The sequence below is a fragment of the Chryseobacterium lathyri genome (assembly GCF_003290185.1).
GTDB classification, from domain to species: Bacteria; Bacteroidota; Bacteroidia; order Flavobacteriales; family Weeksellaceae; genus Chryseobacterium; species Chryseobacterium lathyri.
In genome coordinates, this window is the sequence record NZ_QNFY01000008.1 from 147091 (window position 1) to 166375 (window position 19285).

General features: G+C 37.5%; 15 protein-coding genes. 3 read left to right on the forward strand and 12 right to left on the reverse strand.

The annotated features are described in order from the left end of the window. Positions 1 to 7: 7 nt before the first annotated feature. From DRF61_RS13000 to DRF61_RS13010, 3 genes are read right to left on the reverse strand one after another with little or no spacing between them, the layout of a single operon-like run. The gene (locus tag DRF61_RS13000) at positions 8 to 1123 is read right to left on the reverse strand and encodes a SusE domain-containing protein (RefSeq protein ID WP_111957687.1); all 1116 of its coding nucleotides are present in this window, start codon (positions 1121 to 1123) and stop codon (positions 8 to 10) included. Between the two features lie 16 nt (positions 1124 to 1139). Beyond that, positions 1140 to 2741, reverse strand: a complete 1602-nt coding sequence (locus DRF61_RS13005) for a RagB/SusD family nutrient uptake outer membrane protein (RefSeq protein WP_111957689.1) — start codon at positions 2739 to 2741, stop codon at positions 1140 to 1142. Positions 2742 to 2753: 12 nt separating this feature from the next. Next, positions 2754 to 5510, reverse strand: coding sequence for a SusC/RagA family TonB-linked outer membrane protein (locus DRF61_RS13010; protein WP_111957691.1), 2757 nt, complete (start codon positions 5508 to 5510; stop codon positions 2754 to 2756). Positions 5511 to 5840: 330 nt separating this feature from the next. Between DRF61_RS13010 and metG the strand changes: the two genes are divergently transcribed. Both metG and DRF61_RS13020 read left to right on the forward strand, forming a co-directional pair. Then, on the forward strand, positions 5841 to 7880 hold the full coding sequence (gene metG, locus DRF61_RS13015) for a methionine--tRNA ligase (RefSeq protein WP_111957693.1): 2040 nt from the start codon (positions 5841 to 5843) through the stop codon (positions 7878 to 7880). A 60-nt stretch (positions 7881 to 7940) separates the two neighbouring features. Then, positions 7941 to 8603 (forward strand): hypothetical protein, encoded by a 663-nt coding sequence (locus tag DRF61_RS13020; RefSeq protein WP_111957695.1) that lies wholly within the window; start codon positions 7941 to 7943, stop codon positions 8601 to 8603. Here DRF61_RS13020 and DRF61_RS13025 read toward each other — a convergent pair. From DRF61_RS13025 to DRF61_RS13055, 7 genes are all read right to left on the reverse strand, one after another. Further along, positions 8576 to 9280: a class I SAM-dependent methyltransferase gene (locus DRF61_RS13025; RefSeq protein WP_111957697.1), complete on the reverse strand. Its 705-nt coding sequence runs from the start codon at positions 9278 to 9280 to the stop codon at positions 8576 to 8578. The genes DRF61_RS13020 and DRF61_RS13025 overlap by 28 nt on opposite strands. 278 nt (positions 9281 to 9558) lie before the next feature. Further along, positions 9559 to 10371: a siderophore-interacting protein gene (locus tag DRF61_RS13030; protein WP_111957699.1), complete on the reverse strand. Its 813-nt coding sequence runs from the start codon at positions 10369 to 10371 to the stop codon at positions 9559 to 9561. A 124-nt stretch (positions 10372 to 10495) separates the two neighbouring features. Further along, positions 10496 to 12088 carry an efflux MFS transporter permease gene (locus DRF61_RS13035; RefSeq protein WP_111957701.1) on the reverse strand — a complete coding sequence of 531 codons (1593 nt, stop codon included), beginning with the start codon at positions 12086 to 12088 and terminating at the stop codon, positions 10496 to 10498. Between the two features lie 227 nt (positions 12089 to 12315). Beyond that, the gene (locus DRF61_RS13040; RefSeq protein ID WP_111957703.1) at positions 12316 to 13428 is read right to left on the reverse strand and encodes an HlyD family secretion protein; all 1113 of its coding nucleotides are present in this window, start codon (positions 13426 to 13428) and stop codon (positions 12316 to 12318) included. A 23-nt stretch (positions 13429 to 13451) separates the two neighbouring features. Continuing rightward, complete coding sequence (locus tag DRF61_RS13045; RefSeq protein ID WP_111957705.1) at positions 13452 to 14762, reverse strand: TolC family protein; 1311 nt, start codon at positions 14760 to 14762, stop codon at positions 13452 to 13454. Positions 14763 to 14851: 89 nt separating this feature from the next. After that, positions 14852 to 15697, reverse strand: a complete 846-nt coding sequence (locus tag DRF61_RS13050) for a helix-turn-helix domain-containing protein (RefSeq protein ID WP_111957707.1) — start codon at positions 15695 to 15697, stop codon at positions 14852 to 14854. A gap of 38 nt (positions 15698 to 15735) precedes the next feature. Continuing rightward, positions 15736 to 16803 carry a DUF2891 domain-containing protein gene (locus DRF61_RS13055; RefSeq protein WP_111957709.1) on the reverse strand — a complete coding sequence of 356 codons (1068 nt, stop codon included), beginning with the start codon at positions 16801 to 16803 and terminating at the stop codon, positions 15736 to 15738. 149 nt (positions 16804 to 16952) lie between these two features. Between DRF61_RS13055 and DRF61_RS13060 the strand changes: the two genes are divergently transcribed. Continuing rightward, positions 16953 to 17867: a DUF4349 domain-containing protein gene (locus DRF61_RS13060; protein ID WP_111957711.1), complete on the forward strand. Its 915-nt coding sequence runs from the start codon at positions 16953 to 16955 to the stop codon at positions 17865 to 17867. Positions 17868 to 17936: 69 nt separating this feature from the next. Here DRF61_RS13060 and DRF61_RS13065 read toward each other — a convergent pair whose 3' ends face one another. Together DRF61_RS13065 and DRF61_RS13070 are read right to left on the reverse strand one after the other, a co-directional pair. After that, on the reverse strand, positions 17937 to 18314 hold the full coding sequence (locus DRF61_RS13065) for a hypothetical protein (RefSeq protein ID WP_111957713.1): 378 nt from the start codon (positions 18312 to 18314) through the stop codon (positions 17937 to 17939). Between the two features lie 271 nt (positions 18315 to 18585). Continuing rightward, positions 18586 to 19284: an SAM-dependent methyltransferase gene (locus DRF61_RS13070; RefSeq protein WP_111957715.1), complete on the reverse strand. Its 699-nt coding sequence runs from the start codon at positions 19282 to 19284 to the stop codon at positions 18586 to 18588. Position 19285: the final 1 nt, after the last annotated feature.

A 19285-nucleotide genomic window follows, 5' to 3' on the forward strand; every position in this document is an offset into this window, starting at 1 on the left:
GGACGTTTTACAATTTTGTAACAGTTAACTTGTAATAGGCCGAATTATGTAAATCCAGTTCTATTTTATAGTTTCCTGCTTCGGATACTTTATAATTAGGATCACCGTCTACTGTATTTTCAGCATTGAAATAAGTTTGTACGGCCTTTCCTGAAACCAGAGTCTGGTCATCTTTCTTAGGCTGGAATTTTAGTGCCCAGTCGTCATTTCCTCTAAATTTAAATGATCCTGTACTACTCAACATAATTGAATTGATTACGTAAGTCTTTGTAGCCGGATTATAAACAAAATCTGTATCTGAGTTCCATCCTGTAGGCGTAGCATCTCCGATTATACCAAAGTTTGCCAACACCGATGAATAGGTATTTGCAACCCAATCAACTTTAACATAGTATGTTCCTATTACAGGGGCTTTTATGTTTGCTCCGTCTCCAACTAATTTTCCGGTATTCGTTCCGTCATCTCCTTTATTTCCCGGCCAATCTTGATTGATCGCAAATTTGTACTGTCCGTTTTCACCTGTAAGATTACTAATCCAGATGAATCCTCTGTATTTATTATCTTTTTCAGGAGAGAACAGGTTTGGTGAATTGGCAGGATTCCAATTTGCATAACCCGCTGCTCCGGCATATCCGCCAGGTACATTAATCTTCGGATATACCAAATCCGGGTTTGGAGTATAAGGTGTTACTTTAAGGGCTATTACATTGGAATAAAAAGCTGCTGATCCTACAGATGTTTTTAGTCTTGCTTCAATATCATTTACAACATCTGGTGTCGCTCCGATATTGAACATAGCAGCATTCATTGCAGCATGGGTAACTGAACCTGTCATTAAATCATTGGAAAAATCAACAGTAGCACTTTTTTTAAAATTGTTTCCTTTGATCCCGAATTCTATCTGCTGGCTGGAAACTACAGCGATATTAAATGTTGGTTTCGTCCATGTGAAATTAATCACAGCATCATTGGCAACGAGTTCATTAAGAACTATTGTACTTTTATCAGAAGAAAGCTTACCTGCGTTTGTTTCACTAATCACAGCCTGATCTTCATCCTTTTCGCAGGAAATAACCAGAAAACCAATGAGGGCTATGGTTAATAATCTAAATATTTGTTTCATTGTATAGTGTTTTTAATTAATATCCAGGATTCTGAATCAGGTTAGGATTGGCTATAATATCTTTATTTGGGATAGGGAAAAGATTTCTATAGCTTTCAACAGCTTTTCCATCTTTAACATTCCCTTTCCATGGCCATAGATAATCTCCTGTCGTAAATTTGTTGAAACGGACAAGATCTGATCTTCTAGATGTTTCCCAAGATAATTCTCTTGCTCTTTCATCTAAAATAAAGTTCAGATTTATTGAAGTTACGTTTCCACTTGTATTACCATAAGCACGTTCTCTTAATTGGTTAACGTAAGTGACTGCAGTTGCCTGACTACCTCCACTTCCTCCTCTAAGAACAGCTTCTGCATACATAAGGTAGATGTCTGCTAAACGATATAGAGGAATATCAGCCTCCACCCAGTTATCATGTGCCCCTACAGATCCATTGCTTTTAACGTTCTTATACTTGATAAATGCATATCCATCTGTAAAAGAACCCAGATCGTTAATTTCCAAATTCTGTCCTGCTGTAAAAAACCTTCCTCTTTTATCAGTTCCATTAGTTGGGAATAGGTTTACAAATGCCTTTGTCGTTCTGATTCCGCTCCAACCACCATTGATTCCAAAATCAGAAGCTTTCATGCCCCCACCTACTGCTGCATGGACTAAGTAAGTAGTTCCTCCGTTGGTTTGTGTATTAATCCCATCAAAATTTACACTTAGTATCTGTTCTGGATTACTGATATTATTATCTGCAAGGAACAGCTCATCATACTTTGGCTTTAAAGAATAACCTGCTGCAATTACTTTATTACAATAAGTAATACAGTCTGTATTTCTCTGTGTTCCTGTATATACTTCAGCATTTAAATATAATTTTGCCAATAACGCCCAAGCTGCAGCTTTGTCTGCTCTGCCATATTCATTGGTTTTAGGCTCTTTTAATTCACCTGCTACTGCAACCAATTCAGATTCTATGAAGTTAAATAATGATTTTCTGTCTATTCTCTGTGGAGGATTTACAGATCCAGGAAGATATGTTTCATCTACAAAAGGTACATTCCCGAACATATCAATTGCATGATAATAGGATTGTGCTCTTAGGAAACGGGCTTCGGCTCTCATTAATTTTGCCTGAGCAAGGTTGTCTCCGGTAATATTATTTACTGCTAATTTTTCGTCTGTAACATTTCTCAGAAATTCATTACAAAAAGCAATTTCCGTATATACTCTGTAATACATTGCAGCAATAAATTCATTAGAAGCATCCCATGTCATTTTATGAAGGGTATGAAGATTTCCATCATTCCAACCTATTACTGCTTCATCAGTGGTTATTACATTAAGGGTATACAGTAATCTTGTATACTGTGAAAAACCTCCGTTAATTCCATTAATATCACTATCAGGCTGGTCACCATCTCCACTTACCTGTCCTCCCATAGCAAGGCCTCCATAGAGTTTTGCTAAAATATTTTTATAGTTGGAAAAATCTTTATAGATACTTGCAGAGGTAACATCTGTTATTGGCTCTCTTTCTAAATCTTTTACACATGACGCTGTAGTCAGTAGAAATGCAGCAGAAAGAGGCAATACTATATTTTTAAGTTTGATTTTATTTAGTTTCATCGTAATTATTATTTAAAATTGAAAATTAAAGCCCAATGAATATACTCTAGGCATCTGATAATATCCGTTGTCTATGTTCCCAAAAACTTCAGGGTCCACCCCTGTATATTTAGTAATTACAAAAACGTTTTGTGCCATACCGTATACTTTCAGATTACTTCCTTTAGAGAAAACTTCACCGAAATTATAGCCAATATTGATATTATCTAATCTTAAGAATGATGCATTCTCTACATAAATATCCGATTTGTACTGAGGTACAGAGAATTTATATTCTGGAGCAGTGGAGAATACATTTTGAAGGTATTCGTTTGTAGACGCAGACTGCAATGAACTATTGGATGCCATGTTGTTATAAACATAGTTTCCTAATACGGCTCTTGCACTAAGCGCAAAATCCCAGTTTTTATGAGATACTTTAGTTGAAAAACCTAAAATAGCATCCGGAGTAGTAGACTTGTAATAGTACATATCTTTTGTATTGATCATGCCATCTGCGTTTCTATCTACATATGCTCCGTCTACAGGTTTTCCATTAGTATCATATACCTGCTGATATACCCAGAATGAATTTGGAGCATATCCTACAGCATGTGCCTGAATTCTGTTTCCGGCACCTCCCTCAATACCACCGACTTCCATATTGAATGATTCATCTGCTCTGTCTTTCAATTTAGTTACAATTGGATTGTAATGTGTTGCATTAAAGCTTAATTCCCAAGTAGTCTTTTCATTTTTAACAGGAACTACTGTAATGCTTCCTTCAATACCTTCATTCTTCATATCTCCCACATTTTGCCAGCTGGCATTACTTAAGCCTCCTGCTGCTTCATCAGCATATACCAATAGATCCTTAGTGTCTTTTCTGAAAAGGTCGATAGATCCGGTAATTCTATTTTGAGTAAAACCAAAATCCAATCCTATATTTTTTGTAGTGGTAGTCTCCCATGTAAGATTTGGATTATAATTGGCAGGTCTGAACATAAAATAATATTCGTTCCCAAATTGATAACTAGCACCTGGATAACTTGGATTATATGCAGCAAATGCAGGGTAATTATTAGGTTTATTTCCGTTTAGAGCCGGTAGTTCCTGCTGTCCGGTTTTTCCCCATCCCGCTCTCAATTTTAAAGTACTAATTGCTGAAATATTTTTGATGAAGTTTTCTTCATTAAGCTTCCAAGCCAAAGAAACTCCAGGAAAGACACCCCATACATTATCTCTTGTCCCGTTAAAGAATCTTGAGGAACCATCTTTACGAACAGATCCAGAAATAATATACTTATTAGCTACTGTGAAAATAGCTCTTCCATAAAAAGATATTAGTGTATTCTGTGTTTCAAAATCTAGATCCGGTGGTAAAGTAGTACCATTTCCTTTATAAGTAATAGCTCCCGGAACAATTGTGCGGAAATCCTGGTAAGCATATCCGGCTGTAATATCTACTCCTGTATTAATTGGAGCTATATTTTTAACATAATTAAAATAGGTTTCCAAAAGTTTGTTCTTTTTTTCCATCGAGTAGAAATTAGAACTTCCTTTGTCACCGTAACCAGGTCTGTAGTTTGCATCTTTAAATTTGTGTCCTTCACTTTTTGTATAATCATAACCGGCATTCACATTAAAATGCAGGTCAGGAAGAAAGTGAAGTTTGTAATCTAACTGAATATTTCCCAATCCTCTGGTCACAGATGATACATCTCGTACGCCATCAATTAACCCAAGAGGGTTGGTATTGGCATTCACATTATATCCTGTTGCTGATCCTGAATCCAACCATTCATAATATCCTCCATAATTGGAGTTTCCGGAATATACAGGCTGTGTAGGGTCAAAATAAGTAGCTGCTTTGATTACTCCGCCATCTACAAATCTGTTATCTGTAAAAGTTCCTTTGGCATTGACATTTACTGATAAATGATTATCTAAGAACTTAGGATTTAAGTTCAAGCCTACCGAGGTTCTACGGAAAGAATTTGATCTTACAATACCGTTTTGTTCGTTATAACCTAATGATAAACGGTAAGGCAAGCCTTTAATACCTCCTGACAGGGCTATATTATTGTCTGTTCCCCAAGCTGCCTGGTAAATCTTGTCCTGCCAATTCGTATCTGCATTTCCAAGTTTGGTCTTGTAGTTTGCCGGTGCGTAGGTATTGACAAAATCTCTAAACTCCTGTGCATTTAACACATCTACATTTCCCATTTTCGTAGAAACCGAAGCTACTGTTGAGAAATTCACTTTAAATTTCCCGGAGCTTCCTTTCTTAGTTGTAATCAAAATAACACCATTAGAAGCTCTATTACCATAAATAGCAGTAGCAGAAGCATCTTTCAGGATATCAAATGTTTCAATATCATTGGGGTTGATGAGAGATAAAGGATCAGAAACACCATTCATTCCCACAAAATCCTGAGGAACTCCATCAATAACAATTAATGGAGAGTTTTCTCCACTTAAAGAAGATGTTCCCCTGATTCTAATTTTTGTACCCGACCCCGGAGCACCGCTGTTATTCGTAATCTGTACTCCAGGTGTTTTACCCTGGATCAGCTGACCTGCAGAAGTTGCTCCTCCGTTGAAGTCTTTGGCAGTAACTGAAGTAATAGATCCTGTAAGGTCAGATTTCTTTTGTTTTCCATATCCGATCAATACAACCTCTTCGATTTTTTTCTCCTTGGTTATAGAGTCTTGTGTCTGTGCATGTATCATTGAACTAGCCAATAAAAAGGCAGGCGCAATTTTTAATACCGTTGTAAAATTTTTCACAATATCGTTTTTTTTAGTTTCGTTTCTTTAATAATGCTGTACAACCAGCCTTGCAATTTATAAAAAATTTAGAATTATTATAATATTATTGAAAATTTAGATAAATTTATGTAAATTGCTTGTCTGTCAAAAAACCAAATATCTGTTTTCCATAACATTACGTTAATATATGCGATGCATAATATATTGATATAATTAACAAAAAGTTAAACATTTGTTTAACTAAATGTAATATTTCAGTCTGGCAGACGGGCAAAAAACTTATTATAACCGAATATTAGGCGGTTCTAGGAGATAATTCTTATCTTTGCAGTTAAAACTTTACGATAAATGTCAAACAGAAAGATGATTACGGCAGCTTTGCCTTATGCAAACGGACCGGTTCATATAGGACATTTGGCAGGTGTGTATATTCCTGCGGATGTCTACGCAAGATTTCAGAGAAGATTAGGAAAAGATGTAGCATTTATCTGCGGATCGGATGAGCATGGCATTCCTATTACCATCAGAGCAAAAAAAGAAGGAGTAACACCTCAGGATATTGTGGATAAATACCATGAGATCATCAAAAAATCTTTTTCAGATCTGGGAATTTCTTTTGATGAGTATTCCAGAACAACCTCTAAAAAGCATTACGAAACGAGCCAGGATTTCTTTAAGGTCCTTTATGAAAAAGGGAAATTTACGGAAGAGATTTCTGAGCAGTATTTTGATGAACAGGCCGGAGAATTTTTGGCAGACCGATATATTGTAGGAACATGCCCGAACTGTGGGAATGAAAATGCTTACGGAGACCAGTGCGAAAAGTGTGGGTCTACCCTATCGCCTTCAGAACTGATCAATCCGAAATCCATGTTAAGCGGAAATGTTCCGATTCTTAAGGAGACCAAAAACTGGTATCTTCCCTTAAATGAATATGAAGATTTTCTGAACGAATGGATCATTGAAGGCCATAAAGATGACTGGAAACCAAATGTATACGGACAGGTTAAATCATGGTTGAATGATGGTTTAAAGCCACGTGCCATGACCAGAGATCTGAACTGGGGAGTTCCTGTACCGCTTCCAAATGCAGAAGGGAAAGTGCTTTACGTTTGGTTTGATGCCCCTATCGGATATATTTCTTTCACTAAAGAATGGGCAGAGAAAAACGGAAAAAATTGGAAAGATTACTGGCAGAATGAAAACAGTGATCTGGTTCATTTTATCGGAAAGGATAATATTGTATTCCACTGTATTATCTTCCCTGCAATGATGAAAGCTCACGGTGATTATATCATGCCGAAAAATGTTCCTGCCTTTGAATTCTTAAACCTTGAGAACGATAAGATCTCAACGTCCAGAAACTGGGCGGTATGGGCACATGAATATGTAGAAGAATTCCCGGGACAACAGGATGTGTTAAGATATGCGCTTCTTTCGTCTGCTCCGGAAACAAAGGACAATAATTTTACCTGGAAAGATTTCCAGACTAAAAATAATTCTGAGCTGGTAAATATTTTTGGAAATTTCATAAATCGCGTTGCTGTTTTAATTAATAAATATTTTAATGGTGAAGTTCCTGAAGGAGATATAAATGCTCCTGAGCTTGAACAAATCAGTAAAAGCGCTATTGAAATAAGAAACTATTTAGATAATTACGAATTCAGAAATGCTTTAACTGCTTTTATGAATTTAGCAAGGTTTGGAAATGGATATCTTCAAAATGAAGAACCGTGGAAAACTTTTGAAAATGATGTAGAAAAGACTAAAAATACATTATTTATCGGAGCTCAAATTGCAGTTGCATTAGGAAATTTAGCTGAGCCCTTCCTTCCTTTCACAGCTGAAAAAATCTATGAAATTTTCAATGTTAGCCAATTAGATTGGACTACTATTGAAAATTCAAAAGTTTTAATTGAAGCAGGACATAAAATTGTCGAAAAAGCTCCTTTAATTTATTCAAAAATTGAAGACAGCGTCATCGAAGCTCAGATTGAAAAACTGGAACAGACCAAACAAAACAATAAAAAAACAAACCCTAACGCCAACCCTGTGAAAGAAGAGATTTCTTTTGATGATTTTGCTAAAATAGACCTTAGAACAGCTACCATTTTAGAAGCTGAAAAAGTGGAAAAAGCGGATAAATTATTAAAATTCAAAGTAGATACAGGCGTTGATATCAGAACTGTGGTTTCAGGTGTTGCAGAAAGCTTCACACCGGAAGAACTTATCGGGAAACAAGTAATGATCTTATTGAACCTTGCTCCAAGAAAGATCAGAGGAATAGAGTCTCAGGGTATGTTCTTATTAACGACAAAACCTGATGGAAAACTGTCTTTCGTAACACCGGATGACAGCAATGTAGAAAATGGTATTGAGATAGGATAATTTCAAACAAACAATTATACAAAATGGGCATTTTTTATGCCCATTTTATTTTTTTAAACTATGGTTAAAAAGAGTGTTCTAAAAAAACTTTCCCATCTGGAATTAGAAAATTATTTAAAAGAAGGAAACCGCTTTACTCCGGAAGCTGTGCAAATGGCTTTTGAAATACTAGAAGAAAGAGGACGAACTTTCAGTGAAGAGGAAAAGATACAGATCCAAAACATCATTCAGCATAAAAAGGACCGGGAAGAATTAGAATTTCAGGAAGAGCAGGAAATGTGGAAAGATCATATTACAGAAGATCCAAGTGCCATACAATTATTTCCAAGGGATGTCATTTTAATAATCAGTTTTATTTTGGGAACCATTCCGGGATCAATATTATTGGGAATAAATTTTATTAAATTAAAAAAATACGCACCAGCCGTTTTTACTTTTATTTTTGGATTTCTCTATCTGCCTGTTCAGCATTTCTTAGTTTCTTTTTTGTATAAAATCGGGACTCAAAATACCTCTAGACTTACAAGAAATCCTGAGCTTTCTGTAGGTGGAATCGGAATGTTAATTTTGCTTATATTATCGGTATCATTTACACCGAAAAAGCTGCCCTACAGAGCAGCTTCCTATATTTTCCCAATTCTTATTTCCGTTGTAATGATTGTAATAATCTATACTTTTCAGGATATATTCTCAAGCTACTTCTTAGTCAGTTTTGCCAGATAGGAATCTTCATCCTGCATTATTTTTTCTACCTTAAAGCCGTTATTTTCTGCGGCATTTTTCAAAGTTGTAAAATCAAGGTAGAGCCATTTGATAGGATCTTCAGATTCTCCTTTATAATGAACCACATAATCCAATTCACCATAATAGCCACCTGCCGGAATATAAACTCCCCCATCTTCATCACGGTCGAACATATACAGAATATCCGTACTGTCGATCAGGATCTGTCCGTTATCATTAATTAAAGTGTACAGCTTCTGAAGATAAATATCAATTTTTTCCAGACTTTCAAAAATTCCGGTTCCATTCATCAAAAGCAGGATGGTATCAAAGGTTTCACCGGAAAAATCAAGCATATTTTCGCATACCGCTTTTTTAATTCCCCTAAGCTTACAGACTTCAACAGATTTTGGTGAAATATCCAGTGCCAACACATCAAGATTTCTTTCGTTCTGAAGATACAAAGCATGAGAACCGGCACCGGCACCAATGTCCAGAACTTTCCCCTGAGCCAGCTCAAGTGCTTTCTGCTCAATATCGTTCATCTCCTCAAAATCTCTGAAAAGATACGCTACCGGAAGCTCATCCAGTTCCGATATTGATGTTTCTGTTTGCAGATCCTCAGGGTTTTCATTGCGAAAATAATCCCAGACTGCTTTACCCATTAAATCTTTCATTGCTGTATTTAAGGGTGCAAAGATAAGAGTTTCGGGTTCGGATTGCAAGTTTGTCTGCGGTGAGGATTGAGAGTTTGAGGGTTTGAGAGTAAATGAGTTTGAAAGTGATTTTGGTTGCTGGTTTGTTCGTTGCTGGTTACTGCGTAATTATTATGTTAATGAATTATTGTCTGGTATGGGATGTCTTGATTCTTGATTCTTGGTTCTTGGCTCTCGGCTCTTAAACCTGCCATTCACTATTCACTTGCAAAGCAAAATTCACCATTGACCTAATAATCCTACCCCATCGAATCCTTCTCCTTATGCCTATCCTTTTCCGATTCATTCTCTGCAACGCCGGCTTTCCAATAAGAATAGGCATTAAGCTCCTGTGATGTCCAGTTTTTTTCTTTTCTAAGGTAGTTGCGGATCTCCTTTACACTTGAAAATTCTGCCGCAACATATCCGAATTTAGACATTTCCGGAATAGCAATATCTTTTACAGTATCTGCCATTTTACTACTGATTTGCGGTGTGGGATTATGAAGCCATTTAAATGCAATATCAGCCTTAGTTTTAAGGATCTGTTCGTCTTCTTTTCCGTGAACTTCGATGATGCAGACTCCTTTCGCTGTTTCCGGTAAAGTTTCCAGCATCGCACTCAGAACAGGAATGGCAGTTGCATCTCCTATAAACAGGTACCATTCAGCATCCGGATACATTTCTTTAGCTTCGGTTCGCATCATGATGCCCAGTTTGGATCCGGCTTCAGATTCCCGGGCCCATTTTGATGCGGGACCGCCATCACCATGGTCTACAAAATCAATGATCAGCTCATTTTTGTCCAGATCAATCCCTCTGTGGGTATAGGTTCTTATGGCAGGAGCTACTTCTTTTGGAGGATAAACCCATTGGCGGTTTTCATCCAACGTCGGAAAATGAATTTCATCCAAACCTACAGGAGGAACAGCGATCTTATTATTATCACCAATGGTGGTATTTTTAAACAAATGAGCTTCGGGAGAATACAGATAGACTCTGATGTAATGATCTGTGATATATTCTTTTCTTGTCAGTTCTGCAACAATCCGCCCTGTTTGAATTCTTGACATATCTTTAAATTTTATTGATACAAATTTAATTTTATTTTGTCTAAATAAAATTAATTAATTCAAAAAAAGTAAAGCCCCACTAAAAAATTATAGCAGAGCTTTACTCGTGAAAAACAAGGTATCTTTAAACCGCAGGCCCGGCTGCGTCTTTTATTTCTTCTAATAATTGTTTCCGTTCACGGAGTCTTCTTCTGGCAATTACAGATTTACCGCCGAGAACTCTGATGAATCTCAAATACCGGAATCTTTCCCTTCCAAAATGATGTGTCATGACGTACAGCAACACTCCAAAACCTACCAAAATAATATATCCGAAGATCTTTTTGCCGGCCACAATAATGGCATTCAGCTGAAGCGTCTTCATATTCGCGGCTAAAGTCTGAGGACTCACCGTCATTCCGTCAATATATACCGCAAGATCACCTACTGCCGTTATCTGGAAACGGTACTGAAACCATGAATACAATGCTGAGAAAAAGCCCACAGCCAGAAAAGTTCTCCACACAAGCACTAATCCGATGGCGGCCAGCATATCATCCATTTCAAGTTTATCCAGGGTATAGAACCACACTGAAATGAACAATGAACACATCCCGTATCCTTTTAACAACATCGGCAGGTACCAGTTCTCATAATTGAATTCTAAAACCATCGAAAAGTACATAATCAATGCATACCCCATCATTGCTGAAAACCCTGAGAAGATGTACATTTTCAATGGTATTTCTTTTTTAAACCAAAATACAGCAATTGTTCCTGCCAGGATAATTCCGGGAATCATGAGTAGATTCAGCCCTGCGTTCGTTTGCTGATCATATCCGAGAACTCCTACTGCAAAGGTATTCTGCAGTGCAGTCGTTCCTAAGAACATTCCCAGAAACAACAGCATAAACAGACCATGCTGCACATTATTTTTTTTGAATATCGTGAATGATAAATAAGGCCTTTTTAAAGTAAACTGACGAACCACCAGCAAAGCAAAGCTTACGAAAGCAGCCATACTCGCATTCATAATATGTTTTGAATTCCACCAATCCTGTTGCTTTCCGAAAGAAAAAACATAGGCGGAAAACATAAACGTAGAAACGAATAGCATGATACTCATCCAGTCAATATAATGTAACGGAACTTTTAAGGCAAAGTATTTATCATGCATAAATATCCAGTGGATCAGGGCAAGAATGAAACACAATACCGCTGCAATGATGTAGAAATGCTGCCAGTTGTAATGAATGGAAACGACCACTGAATAATAAGCTGCCACCTGGTTCATCACTAAAACAAAGGTGTAAAACAGTCCGTAAAACATCCCTCTGTTACCAATCATTGTCATTAACGGAAGGAATAATTCAATAGTCACCATCATCTTTAAAAACCCGATAAACAATGCCGTAAACACAAATACCATTGGCTGCATCGTTGTTCCATTGATGTAGCTCAATACTCCTAAAAGTACGAGCAGCACTGTCATTTTATCTCTCACCTTAAATCTCATCTTCATTCTGAGAACGATCGGCATACAGGCGCCCATTCCTATTGTGGTGGCATAATTGGCCCACATAAAATATTCTGTCATCGCACCGGTACCGCTCACCAGATAACTGATGTTTCCGGTATACACCCCGCCAAGCGGCATTACTACTGCCAATAGCAGTACGATGAGCAGCAGCTGTACGGGTTTGGGTACCCAGTCGTTGTATAGTCCTTTGTTGTACATGAATTTAGAAATTAGAGGTTAGAAGTTAGAGGATGGAAGCAGGAAGATGGGAGATGGAAGTTTCTTTTGTCATCATACTTCTGCTTTCCAAATAAATTCTGTTTAAAAAAAATTAAAAAATAAGAAAGGGACCGGAAGTTATGATTCGTCTGCATCAACTTCCCTCTTCTGACTTCCGGCTTCCCTTCTAAAATCTTTCAATCATTAAATGCTTAAATCTTTCAATCCTAATTAATATTTACATTCATATTCATTCCTGCGCTCAGTTTTTCCAGATCTTCCTTTTTATTAGAGTTGCTGAATTCTATTCTTACTGGAATTCTCTGCTGCACCTTGATAAAGTTACCTGTAGAATTGTCGGTAGGAACACTGGAATATCTTGAACCTGTCGCTGCTGAAATAGCAGTGACAACCCCTTCAAATTGTTTTCCTCCCAAAGCATCAGCGGTCATTGTCATCTTTTCACCGATCTTAATATTAGGCATCTGGCTTTCAAGAAAATTAGCTGTTACCCATTTCTGGCCATTCAGAACGATGGTAGCGACCTGCTGACCCGGCTGAATCAATTGTCCTTCAGAGATCATTCTGCGTCCCATGATTCCATCGTAAGGTGCGGTGATGACAGTATAAGAAAGATTGATCTTTGCCATATCCAGTGCTGCCTTTGTTCTTTTGATCTCTGCATCATTAATTCCTAATTTGCTTTTTACCTCAGTTGTGGAAAGGTTAGCCGACTGTTTCTGGTTGACTAAGGTTTCATATGCTGCTTTCTGAGCATCATATTCTGTTTTGATCTGGTCGTACTGTTGTCTGGTCACTGCTTCTGCGGCAAGAAGGTTTTTATACCGGTTTAAATTCTGCTCGGCGTTCCATAATCTTGCTTTGGCACCGGCAATATTAGATTCCATGACACTTACGTTATTGGAAACTGTATTTACGGATGAACTTGTTGCTGATCTCTGGGCAATTGCATTCTGATACGCAGCTTCTGCCTGGCCTAACTGGGTTAATAGTTCATTCTTATCCAGGATGACCAGGGTATCTCCTTTTTTAACCTTCTGGTGCTCTATAAATTTTATATCTTTAATATAAGCCGAAACCCTTGTATTGATTGGGTTAATGAATTCTTCTACCTGAGCAGCTTCCGTATACGTTTTGTCTCCTATGTGAAAATATTCGCGGACCAGCCAGAAAAGTCCGAATCCTATAACCAGGAATACAACCGTATTAGAAATGATCGCTCTGATTTTATTTTTTTTGTTCTGTTTCTTTTTAACGGCTGCTCCCGACTGTACCGGTGCGGCCTGGGTATTTTGAGTATTTTGTTCCTTGTTTTCCATTATCTTGATTTTCAGTTTTAAAATTAAAGCGTTCCTGCAGCCTTCAGCAGGTTATAATATTGATACAATACATTGATCTCCGCATTGGCATAGTCCAGTTCCGACTGAAGTTTCTGGTTCTGCGCATCAATCATTTCAGCCTGTACTGCTAACTGGTTTAAATATTTGGCTTCAGTGATCTTGTAGTTTTCTTCAGCCAGTCTTTTGGAATCATTCAGGATATCAGCCTGTTGAATAGATTCCTGGTATTTTACATAAGCTGCATTCACTGTCATATCTACATTCTGCTGAACGAGTATCACTGCATCACCGGCTTGTGTTTTCTGCAGTTCACCAAGCTTAACTTTTTCTTTTGTCTTATATAAATTATCAATATTGTAGCTCAATGAAACACCAGCCTGCCATCCTCCGGAATACATATCCAAAACAGGATTTCTATTCGTAATCGGACGTTGTAAAGTATAGCCTCCGAATCCGGAAAGCGTTGGCATTTGATCCGTTTTTATTATTTCAATATTTTTATCAGCAACATCAATATTTTTCTTTGCGGATTTCAGCTGAGGATTACTGTCGTGGGCAAGATCCATATAATAATCGATGCCAATCCCGGATTCTTTATCCGTTAAACTTTCAACAGGAACAATTTCTGTATCGGCAGGAAGACCTAACGCGATATTTAAATTGTAATTAAGGATCTTTTTGTTATTCGTAAGGGTAAGAATTCCCTGATCCAGATTTTTGATGGCCAACTCTCCACGGATAACCTCATTACGGGTCACCATACCCTGCTGATAAAACTTCTGGATATTTTTCAGACGTTCCTGAGCCAGTTTTTTGTTATTCTGAAAAACGGTTTCCTGGTTCAATATTTTATAGATATCCAGATAATTGGAGATCACGAGAAATTTCACATCAAGCTTATTTTTTTCCAAATCCAGTTCTGAAAGCTGCTCACGTAGACCTGCCATCTCAATGGACTTATTCACCAAACCTCCTTTAAAGATCAGCTGGGTAGCCTGTACAGCATATGAGCTTCCGTAATGAGGCATCGGAATATCGGTTGAGTTCGAAAAATCTTTGTCTATTGCTACCGCATCGCCTAAATAGAACTGGCTTGTAGAAGCTGTAATATTAGGGAGCTTTTGAAGTTTTGCAACATTTGTACTCTGTTTTGCAATGTCAATATTCTGCGCAGCCACTTTTAACTGCTGGTGGTTTTTCACAGCCATATCGGCTGCCTCACCTGCAGTCATCTGTTTGATCTGTTGAGAAAAAAACAGCGCAGGGAATAGAGCTATCACGAATGATAGTGCTGTTTTTACATTATTTGTCATTTTACCTTGTTTTACGAAGGCAAAGTTACGGTGGCTACAAATTCAATCAAATGTTTGAATTTTGGAAAAAGATGTTTAAATGTAAGATTTCAACTTTCAAACTGATGTCTGTACTGTCGTGGGCTTACTTCGAGATGCTTTTTAAAAAAGTGAGAAAATGCATATTGATCGCTGAAACCGAGGATTGAAGAAATCTCTGAAACAGGTTTATTGGAGGAGTTTAAAAGCACTTTGGCTTCATTCATTACAATTAAGGCAATGATCTGGCTGGCAGATTTTCCGGTAATGGATTTCACGACTGAGGAAAGATGTCTGGTTGTAATCGACTGCCTTTCGGCATAAAACTCAACGGTTCTTTCTGTAAGATGATGTTCTGCGAGATCTGTCAGGAATACAAAAACAATCTCTTCCTGTCTGGACATCTGATTCATGGAATTGTTATCTTCCTTGGAAATAATTCCCGCCATCTGATAACAGAAAACGGAGAAAAGATGTTCCACCATCTCTTTTTTGTAGAGCATTTCGGTATCTGAATCTAAAATATATTTAAGAAAGTTGACACTTTTCCAGACCACTTCCATTTCATTTTCAGGAAAAGGAACCCCCTTATTCATCTGCTGACGGAAATAACGATAGGTGATCAGCCTGTTGAATTTCAATGACAGTGCAGAGATAAAATCTCTTTTGTAAGAAACCATTCTCGACTGAAAATCGCCACTTACGGAAACCATTTCATAAATCGTCTGAGGGTCGGTTACCATAAACATATTGGCAGAAAGCTCCAGATCACTGAAATGCTGACGAAGCTTTATCGTCCCTGATTTAATAAAAATAAAGGCAGGGTTTTCCGGACGGAAAGGTTTATCCGCAGAAATTCTCTCGAAAATATTATGCTGAGTGAAAATTTCAACACCAAATTTTTCTAAAGCTGACATGGCACAAATGTAGCCAATATAATTTTCGCTTACAACCTTTAATCTTCCAGAGAATAAACCGCAAAGCTCGCCAACCAGTGGTCTCCGCCATAATTCCCCTGAAACAATAAAGGAAGTCCTTTGGCTAAAAATACATCTGCCGTTTTCTTAAAATCTTTCTTCAATGGATGCCCCTCTGGAAGAGCCTTTGATATCCCTTTCATGCACCATGCTTTAGAAAAAGAAAGTCCAACCAGATGCACGGTCTGATAATCGCTCAGGTCACTGACAACAGGGATTTTCTCAATATTCTCCAAACTTCTCTTCTCATAAAAATTGTTCAGCCACAGGACAAATTCTTTTTGTGGCAGTACTCTTCTCATGAGGTCTGCAATTTCAAGGCTTGGCGAGAAGAAGTCAGATCCGTCTGGTTCCAAATAAGCAGGTGTTTTCTGGTCTTTTCCGTAAAAATATTTTGCTTTTTCCTTTAATTGATTCTCAAATTCCTTGTCATGATTGGCTATAGCCCAATCGATTGCGAAAGCAAGACCAAAGGCTGTATTTGGGTGAACTCCAGTTCTGTTCGGATAAGTTTGTTTGGGAAGATAGGCTTTCCATGATTTTAAAATCTGATCTGTGAGAGGTTTTAAATTTTCATGCCAGATTTTAGCTTTTGGATGATTCCAAGTGGTCAGTTCTTCGTCAAGCTTCAGCAGCCAGGCCCAGCCATAGGTTCTTTCAAAAGTAGTGGTCAATTCATATTTTGTGAAATAATCGCCTTCAGCCTGCAAGTTTTCTTTGGCTAACGAATTGTCAAGGATTTTTTCAATGTCTTTTGCATTGGCCAGATTGGGTTTCGTCTTCAGCAATCTCACAAGCATCCAGTGTCCGTGCACGGAACTGTGCCAGTCGAAACAGCCGTAAAAACTTGGGTGAAGATCTTTGGGAGTCAAAATAACCTCACCGGCATTATTGATAATGTGTGCCGTCTTATTTGGATATTCCTGATTGATACAGTGAAGGGGTTTTTCAAGTAATTTACCTGCCATTTCATCGGTAAGTTTCGGAACTTCCTGAGCGAACATTAAAAATGGAGAAAATGCGAATGCTAAAAGACTTTTTTTCATTCCCTAAAAATAGAAAATAATTTAGATTTCAGATTGTTTTCAAAACTATTAAAATAATGAATCTTAATAAATTTTATAAAAATATTGTGAATTTGAAACAAAATAAAGATTTAAGCATAATTCTTGATAAGGTTCAATAAAAAATATTCATGAGAAAATTATTTTTACCTTTATGTATACTGCTTTTGATGAGCGGGTGCAAGAAATCCGAACTGGACGTTGCCAATTCCTCTCCGGCAGTAGCAGCTGATAAAGCAGTAGCAGTCGCTGAGTATGAAGTGGAGGCTCCTCCAGCGCCAAAAGAAGTTTATCAAATGGCTCCTGCTAGCTCTATTTCTGAAAAATCAGAACCCGTTAATAAATCTGCGCAACCTTCTATAGCCCCGAAAAAGCTGGACACTATTGCCAAAAAGATCATTAAAAACGGCAATATGAAAATCCAGGTGGGAGATATTAAAAAAGCCCAGAATCAGGTAGAAGATATTCTGAAAAAAAATAATGCTTATATTCAAACTGAACAGTTTCAAAATACTGACCTAGATGACAATCTAGACCTTGTTATCCGTGTCCCGCATAAAAATTTCGATGCGCTCATTAATTCATTTTCTGACGGAGTGGGTTCTGTTTTATCCAAAAATATCTCATCTGATGACGTCACTGAAGAATATACCGATGTCTCTATCAAACTGGCCAATAAAAAGATCTATCTCGAGAAATACCGCGATATGCTTAGAAGCGCTTCTACTACAAAAGACATGATCGAAATCCAGGAGACCATCCGCGAACTGGAAGATGAAATTGATGTAGCGGAAGGCAGGCTCCGATTCATTGACGACCGGGTGAATTACAGCACACTCAATCTGAGTTTATATAAGGAGAAAGTAAGAAGTTCTGCCACTTCAAAAATTGGTTTCGGAAGCCGCTTTGCAGATTCTGTTACTGAAGGATGGAACAGCTTTATGAGTTTTCTTTTGGGAATTATTTCTTTATGGCCGTTTCTGCTCCTTATTCCCATTATTATCTTCTTATGGAGAAAATGGAAGTCAGGAAGAAGTACAAAATAACGTTTTCTGTATAAATAAAAATCCGGATGTCGTTGCCGACATCCGGATTTTTACTGCATGATCAATGATTTAAGCATTGAAAAAATCTTTAACGGTTTCGAGCACCTGCTCATCTGACATTTTTTGTGCTGTATCTAATGTTATTGTTAAATTCTTAAATTGAGCCGTATCATGAAGATACTTTTTAAGCTCCTCCTGAATGGTTCCAGGACCTGTAATATAAACTTCCTGGGAATTGGTCAGAAGATGCTCTACTTCTTTAAAAAACTTTATCCGGTTAGTACGTTCAGCATTATTGGCTGCATTTTCACTTGAATTTCCATGCTGTATTTCTGCTTTTACAGGACTGCAAAGGAAAAATTTGAATGCATTCTGTGCATCGTGATTCTTTACAACAATTGCTTTTTCAGTATCTATCCAAAGTCCTGCTAATTTCTTATCTGACATAATTTATTTTTTTGGTGTTATAAGCTGTACAGAACAAGAATGGTGCAAAGGGCATGTTAAGGGCTGTTAAATGTTTATTTATAGGTAAGATGGTAAATGAAACAGCTTCAAACTGATGAATGATTCTATATCTCTCACAGATTTAGCCCATCATTCAAATTAAGAATACTCACAAAAAAGATCTGCCCGATCTGCTAAATCTGCGAGAGAAATAATAGACAAATTACTGTAGAGATTGCTTCACTTTCAATTCGCAATGACGTTGTGAGTACTATTTCCCTAAGACAAATACCGCAGGAATTTTGTGGAGTTCCGGCTTTGCTTTTTTCCAGTCGTTAATGGTTTTTGTCTGGATGAATTCATGCTCCGGATCGTTAATATTTGCTGCGATGCAGAGCTTTGTATTCGGAGATAAAAATTTGGTAAGATCTTCAAAAAGCGGATTATTTCTATAGGGAGTTTCCATAAAGATTTGAGAATATCCTGTCTGCTGCACTAAACTTTCCAGGCGTTGAATCTGCTTTTTCTTTTCTCCTTTATCTATCGGAAGGTATCCATGAAAAGTAAATTCCTGCCCATTGAATCCACTGGAAATTAAAGCCAAAATAATGGATGATGGTCCAGAAACAGGAATCACCCTGATATTTTTTTCATGACACCATTTCACAATCAGGTTTCCGGGATCCGCAATACATGGAAGCCCGGCCTCAGAAAGGAGCCCAAAGTCCTGTCCCTGCAGCATGAGCGTTTGAGCTTCTTTGATATCAGCATTTTCCGTGTACTTGTCAAGCAGAAACAGCTTCAAATCAGACTGCTTCTTTTCGGGAGCAAAGAATTTAATAACCTTTCTGGCTGTTTTTTCATTTTCCACAAAGAAATAATCCGTCTGCATAATATAATCTTTCAGTACGGGTGAAAAGTGAGTAATAGAAGTATTTTCTGATAAATAGGCTGGGAGTAAAAAAAGCATT

Bases quoted from the DNA above. Each gene is read 5' to 3' on its own strand.
- DRF61_RS13000 (WP_111957687.1), bottom strand. From the start codon at position 1,123: ATGAAACAAATATTTAGATTATTAACCATAGCCCTCATTGGTTTTCTG.
- DRF61_RS13005 (WP_111957689.1), bottom strand. From the start codon at position 2,741: ATGAAACTAAATAAAATCAAACTTAAAAATATAGTATTGCCTCTTTCT.
- metG (WP_111957693.1), top strand. From the start codon at position 5,841: ATGTCAAACAGAAAGATGATTACGGCAGCTTTGCCTTATGCAAACGGA.
- DRF61_RS13020 (WP_111957695.1), top strand. From the start codon at position 7,941: ATGGTTAAAAAGAGTGTTCTAAAAAAACTTTCCCATCTGGAATTAGAA.
- DRF61_RS13025 (WP_111957697.1), bottom strand. From the start codon at position 9,280: ATGAAAGATTTAATGGGTAAAGCAGTCTGGGATTATTTTCGCAATGAA.
- DRF61_RS13030 (WP_111957699.1), bottom strand. From the start codon at position 10,371: ATGTCAAGAATTCAAACAGGGCGGATTGTTGCAGAACTGACAAGAAAA.
- DRF61_RS13035 (WP_111957701.1), bottom strand. From the start codon at position 12,088: ATGTACAACAAAGGACTATACAACGACTGGGTACCCAAACCCGTACAG.
- DRF61_RS13040 (WP_111957703.1), bottom strand. From the start codon at position 13,428: ATGGAAAACAAGGAACAAAATACTCAAAATACCCAGGCCGCACCGGTA.
- DRF61_RS13045 (WP_111957705.1), bottom strand. From the start codon at position 14,762: ATGACAAATAATGTAAAAACAGCACTATCATTCGTGATAGCTCTATTC.
- DRF61_RS13050 (WP_111957707.1), bottom strand. From the start codon at position 15,697: ATGTCAGCTTTAGAAAAATTTGGTGTTGAAATTTTCACTCAGCATAAT.
- DRF61_RS13055 (WP_111957709.1), bottom strand. From the start codon at position 16,803: ATGAAAAAAAGTCTTTTAGCATTCGCATTTTCTCCATTTTTAATGTTC.
- DRF61_RS13060 (WP_111957711.1), top strand. From the start codon at position 16,953: ATGAGAAAATTATTTTTACCTTTATGTATACTGCTTTTGATGAGCGGG.
- DRF61_RS13065 (WP_111957713.1), bottom strand. From the start codon at position 18,314: ATGTCAGATAAGAAATTAGCAGGACTTTGGATAGATACTGAAAAAGCA.
- DRF61_RS13070 (WP_111957715.1), bottom strand. From the start codon at position 19,284: ATGCTTTTTTTACTCCCAGCCTATTTATCAGAAAATACTTCTATTACT.